Origin of the sequence: Kitasatospora sp. NPDC059817 (assembly GCF_042731835.1) — a bacterium.
Classification (GTDB): domain Bacteria; phylum Actinomycetota; class Actinomycetes; order Streptomycetales; family Streptomycetaceae; genus Kitasatospora.
The window spans coordinates 389-6,536 of sequence record NZ_JBHWIR010000276.1; the positions used below are offsets into that span (position 1 = coordinate 389).

3 protein-coding genes are annotated in these 6,148 nt (G+C 73.2%); 2 read left to right on the plus strand and 1 reads right to left on the minus strand.

Annotation, left to right across the window (positions count from 1 at the left end; genetic code table 11):
• The coding region (locus tag ACFV61_RS33135) for an AAA family ATPase (RefSeq protein WP_380495725.1) at positions 1 to 2,517 on the minus strand (2,517 nt) is incomplete at its 3' end.
• A 708-nt stretch (positions 2,518 to 3,225) separates the two neighbouring features.
• Between ACFV61_RS33135 and tap the strand changes: the two genes are divergently transcribed.
• Positions 3,226 to 5,460, plus strand: coding sequence for a telomere-associated protein Tap (gene tap / locus ACFV61_RS33140; RefSeq protein ID WP_380495727.1), 2,235 nt, complete (start codon positions 3,226 to 3,228; stop codon positions 5,458 to 5,460).
• A gap of 6 nt (positions 5,461 to 5,466) precedes the next feature.
• A complete protein-coding gene (gene tpg, locus ACFV61_RS33145) occupies positions 5,467 to 6,021 on the plus strand; it encodes a telomere-protecting terminal protein Tpg (RefSeq protein ID WP_380346369.1) in 555 nt (184 codons plus the stop codon).
• Positions 6,022 to 6,148 lie beyond the last annotated feature (127 nt).

The window sequence follows — 6,148 nt, forward strand, 5'->3', positions numbered from 1 at the left end:
GATCCTGTTCCCCACCCCCCCCTCGCCCAACCCCCCCGCCTTCCGGTCGAGGTGGCGACCGGGGGCGCGCGCCTGCCCGGCCTGCGGAGCGGGCGCGGCCAGCCGCAGGGCCACCGCGTGCGCCTCGCGCAGCGTGTCCCGGCCCTTGCGGCCGTTGCCCGCCCCGATGTGGGCCCGGCCGAGATCGGCCAGGACCTCCGCGAGTTCCACCGGCGCGCACCCCGCCCTGAGCAGCTCGGCGCCCTCGGTCAGCGAACACAGGGCCAGCCTGCCGCCCACGGCCGCGGCGTACGCCCGCAGCGCCCGGCCGACGGTGCGCGCGGTGCCCCAGGTCCGGGCGTGGCGCAGTTCCTCCTCGGCGAGTTCGCGGGCCTCCTCCCGCCGCCCCAGCCGCACCAGGGCCAGCGCCGCCCCGGAACGCCACGGTGTGGCGACCGGGCTGACGAAGCCGTGGGCGCTCTGGCCGGCTCCGCAGGCCAGGTAGTCGTCGAGGGCCGCCTGCCAGCGGCCGTCCGCCGCGTGCAGCAGGGCCCGTGCGTAGCTGAGCTCGTTCCACTCCCAGGAACTGTCGTTGCCGCCCGCTCCGGCCAGTGCCACGGCCTCCCACGCCCCGGTGCGCCGGCCGCTCTCGTGCCGGGCGGTGGCCACCATGGCCGCCAGGTGCGGCAGCCGGACGCCCTGTCCGGCGGTCGCCTCCACCAGGGGGGCGTTCTCGGCGATGACGCGGTCGAACTCTCCCGCCCACAGCGCGGCCTCGGCCCGGACGCTGAGCAGGCACTGCAGGCCCACGTCCGTCAGGTCCGGGGGAGCGGGCGGGGCGGGCAGGCACAGGCCGGCCAGCTCGCGCGCCTCCTCCAGGCAGTCCGCCCACTGCAGCAGGGTGGCCGCGCTGCCGAGCCAGGCGGTCCGCAGGCGCGGGTCCACCGGGGCGGCCAGCCGCGGGCGCACCCGGGCGAGCGCCTCGGCGGCCGAGCAGAGGCCGGCCCCGGCCTCGTACTCGGTGATCAGGCCGCACACCAGCGGCTCGATGCCGGGCGGCGCGGTGGGGGCGAGCGCGCGCAGGCCGGCGACGGCGCCGCGCCAGGCGTCGTTGTCGTGCGAGGAGACGAGCGCGGCGAGGGCCTGCAGCACCTGGACGAGTTCGCCGTCATCGGCCCCGCGGCCGGCCTGGTGGAGGACCCGCAGCGCGCTGTCGGGATCGCGGCCCGCCACGAGGGCCGCGCTCAGGGCGGTCGCCGCCCTCGCCCGCTCCCGCAGATCACTGTGCAACTCCACTCCGGTGTGGAGCCTGCGGATACCGGCGGTCGCGTTGTTCGCGAGCTCCAGGGTACCCAGGCGCATGGTGAGGGCCGCACGCCGGTCCGGATCGAGCGGCCCGCTCAGGGCGTGGCGCAGATACGCGGCGGACTCCGCGACACGGCCGGCGCGTACCGCCTCCTCGGCGGCCTCGGCCAGCGAGCGGGCCATCCACACCTCACCGGGCCGCTCCACGCGCAGCAGCCGGGAGGCCACGGCGGTCGCCGGCGCACCGCTCTCGTCGAGCAGCTCCGCGATGCGGGTGTGCAGCGCCGCGATCTCCCGCGGCTCGGCGGCGGCGAGCACGGCCTCCCGCGCCAGGGGGTGGCTCAGCAGCCTGTCCAGACGGCGCACCGACCGCTCGTCCGGCGACCGCCTGGACGAGCAGAGACCGGCGAGCTGACGGCGAAGCCCGGGATCGCCCGCCACCCCTTCCTCCGCTGCGACGGCGAGAGCCAGACAGGCCTGGCGCAGACACGGATCGACCCCCCGCCCCAGCCAGTCCGCGATCGCCTCGCGATAACGGCTGCGGGAACGGGCGGCGGGCGGGCGGGGCAGCGGCCCGTCACCGAGATCGGCGACGAGCGCCCGCACCAGCGCCGGGTTCCCGGCCCCCGCCCCGACACACGTCACGACACACGTCACGACGTCCTCCCGGCCCAGGCCGGCACCCCGGGCGATACGCACGACCGCGGACACACTCAGAGCGCGCAGGACGACCGACACACCCGCAGGAGAAGGGAAGGGCCCCGGACCGGACGGGTCGCCGCACTCGGTGACCACCAGCAGAACGGGAATCTCGGCGATCCGGCGGGCCAGATAGCCGATCCACCGCCGGGACGGCTCATCGGCGTGATGGAGGTCGTCCACCGCGATCAGCACCGGCCGCTCGGCCGCCCAGCGGGCCAGCCGCGTCACCCACCGGTGGAACAACCGCTGCTCGTCGGGCCCGGCCGGCACCGCGAACGGAACGGCCCCGTCGTCCGCGAAGAGCTGCCGCACCAGCCCGAACGCGAACCCCGCCTCCTCCGGCACCCCGCGCACCCGCCCCACCCGCATGGCACCGCCGCCCGCCTCCTGCCGCACCACCGCCTCCAACGCGGCGCTGCGCCCCATGCCGGCCACCGGCGCCGAGAGCAGGATCCAGCGCCCGCCGCCCGCCCGCGCGGCCGCCCCGGCCGCCGCGGCCGCGTCCAACACCTCGTCGCGCTCCAAGAGCATCCGCGCCCCTTCCCCTTCGTCCTGTCCGTCCCGCGACGCCGCCCCGGGCCGTGCGCCACCCGCCCGGACACACCGGCTTCCGCGGCGATACCGCGGCCCCGGTGTGATCTTCACCCCGGGGCGACGCACGTCAGCCCGCCGCACGAAAAACGGCGCGATCGCGTTCATGACAGAGCTTGATCCCGCCGCTTTTATCACGTTTCACCCACGAACTTTCCACCCGCGACAGCGACACAGCAGCAAACACCCACCCGCGACCACCGGCCACCATCCGCGCCCCAGTTCGTGCCGACACGGACCGCGCCCCCCAACGCACCACACCGACCGACAACCGGGACCCCCGCGATTCCCGACCCCACAACCCCTCCCGGACACCCCATTCCAAACGACGCGGACTAATCCGAGACCCACGCCAGCACATCCACCCACCATGACGAATCCCGCTAACCCCCGGCTAATGCCCACGCAACACACCGGACCCCACCACCACCACCAGCCACCCCGAACCCCGCCCAACACCCCCCAGCCACCGCCGCCACCACACCCCGAACACCAGATGTTCCAGGGCTAAGAGCACCTCCGCCAACGAACAACCCGGCAGCAAAAAAACCCATGGAACAGCCACAAAGACAAGGCCCCACCACCACCAAAGAGCTTCAATTCCAGGGTTAAAAATGGACTAGTGTAGGGCGAGGAGGTGGAGTTCCGATGCCCACACAGGACGAACTGTTCGCAGCAGTGGACGCACTACTGAACGACCCAGGCCCACAACTGCCGGAGCCAACCGAAAGAGCACGCCTCCGAGAGGCCGCCGGAGTCACCCAAGCGCGACTGGCCCAGGTGCTGAAGTCAACGGTGCAATCCGTGAAGAACTGGGAAGCCGGCCGCTCCGAGCCGAGGCCACCACGCCTGGAAGCCTACGCACGCCTCCTCGAAGGCTGGGCCCAACAGCACCCCACCCCCGCCCCCGCAGCCCGCACAGTCGAAGAAGTCCCGGCCGCCTTCGCCCCAACCCCCACCCCCACAAAGGCCGAGCCCAAACCCACCACCGACGACACGGCGAACCCGGACGACGACAGCCCCCGCCCCGACCGCATCCCGCCAGAACAACCAGCCGAACAACCACAACCGCTGCGCCCCGCCGCCCGCCCCACACCACACAGCGACGCCCAATACCCCCACGGCCCACTCGCAGTACTGGACGACGACGGCACCGCCTACGCAGTCGGCGGCCTACTCCTGGACTGCCCCGCCACCACACTCGCACAACTGGTCACCTGGGCCCTGACCGAATCCGGCCTGGGCACCCCACGACTGCACCGCAACGGCAAGGACTCCGACCCCCTGATCGTCCTCACCGCCGCCGCCGCCCAGAAACTCGGCCTGCCACCCACCCTGGACGACGACCCGGCCACCCGCCGCACCCAGCGCCTGCCCGACGACCACAAGATCGTCAAAGCACTCGCCCGCTCCAAATGGCAGCTCACCCGCCGCGGCTTCGGCCCCTGGGCCCGCATCTACAAGCCCGTCAAAGACGGCCGACGCCAATGCGTACAACTCGCCGTCCTGCCCTGGCGCGCCCTGGACACCCGCGCCTGGGGCGACGCCGCCCACCTGCCCGCCCCCGACCTCGCCCGCGTCCTCGGCGTCTACGCCCAACGCGTCATCACCCCCCGCGGCTCCAGCGCCACCAGCGGCCTGGAACTGATGACCGCGCTACGCCCGCCCACGAGGGCGGTACGCGACGAGCAGAGCGGCGGGTGGGTGTCCGGACCGAACCCGGGCGCGCTGACCGAAGTCGTCCAGGCAGCGCCGCCGGAGGTCCCGCCGGAGCACCCCGCCGCACAGGGCTGGACCGGCGGCTTCCTGGACGAGGAGTCCTACCAGTGGATCCGCCCGGTCGAGACCCTCTCCGAAGCGGAGATGATCGAACCGTTCGCGGTCGGCATCGACATCAACACCGCCTACCTCGCCGCCGCAGCCCGCCTCAACGTCGGCCTGTCCGGCCCGCTCCACGTCACCAACCCACACTTCGACAAAAAGACCCCGGGCAGCTGGCTCGTCGACCTGTCCCACATCCCCACCGACCCCCGCCTGCCCAGCCCGTTCACCCCGACCGGCAACCCCCCCACCGGCCCAGCCTGGTACACCACCCCCACCGTCGCCTACGCCCAGGAACTCGGCCACGACGTCACCCCGACCGAGGCCTACCTGCGCGAGCACAGCGGCGCCTACCTCGACCCCTGGCACGACCGCCTCCGCGAGGCCTACGTCACCACCATGGCCGAGGCCGGCATCCCCACCGACAAGGACACCGACGAACGCGCCTTCCTCGCCGCGATGACCGCCCACCGCCTCCTCAAGAACGCGGGCACCGACCTGGACGCGCTGCGCGCCGCGCTCGCCGCCGAGGGCCTGGGCCACCTGGCCGCGATGGGCGACGACCAGCTCGCCTCGGCCACCTGGCGCCACCACCAGATCGCCATGGTCCTCTCGGCGGTGAAGTCGACGGTGAAGTTCGGGATCGGCAAGCTGCGAGAGCGCCCCCAGGGCCTGACCTACAAGCCCGGCGAGCCGTGGCCGGCGCTTGAGCGCGAGACCTGGCGCCCGGACATCCGGGCCGCGGTCATCGCCAAGGCCCGCGTCAACATGCACCGCAAGATGGCCAACGTGGCGAAGGCCAACGGCCGTTACCCGCTCGGCGTCAACAACGACTGCGTCGTCTACGCCTCCCCGACCACGGACCCGCTCGGCTTCCTGCCGCTCACCGGCTCCGGCAAGGTGCTGCCCGGCACCTTCCGCCTCGGCGCCACCCCCGGCCTGGCCAAGGTCGAGGGCATCCAGCAGATGCTCACCGTCGTGGACTGGCTGGAGCGCGACCAGCCGATCAACCCGGCCCGCCACATCAAGGGCTACGACAGCAGCACCATCGAAGGGAAGTAGGAGGCTGTGGAGGAGATCACCGACGCGATCGACCGGGCCGCGCCCGAGCACTTCACCAAGGCGCCACCCAAGAGCGCGCAGGCCCAGATGCGGCTGCTCGCCAAGGCGGCCAAGGGCGACACCGCCGCCCTGGCGGCCCGGCTCGGCGTGAGTCGCCGCACCGTCGAGCGCTACCTCGCCGGCCAACGCAAGACCCCCAGGGCCGCACTGCGCGAAGCCCTGAAGCGCGAGGTCCAACGAGTGTGGCAGCCCGGCATCCGCCGTCGGGCCCGCAAGAAGGCCGCCACCAGCACGGGCATCACCGTCGAGGTGTGGGCCTACTTCGGCTACACCGCCCCCGTCGGCACCACCGACGAGGCCCGGCTACGGCACCTGACCGTCCACCTCCCACCCGCCTACGCCGGCCGCCTCTTCACCGCCCAGGACCAGGGCGCCGGTGACCAACAGATGCGCGCCATCATGGCCGAGGGATTCCAGGAAACCTACTTCAAGGACGGCGGACGCGCCGCCGGACTCGAAGTCGAGTTCACCGGAATCCAGGCGATCGACGTCCAGTACTGACACCAGGCAGGAACACTGAACCTACACAGTGCATCATTACGATGCATCGAAGCGGGGGGGGGGGGGCGGCCCCCCGCCGGGGGGCCGCCGCCCCCCCCCGGCGCGGGGATGGTGGGGGGGGGGGTGT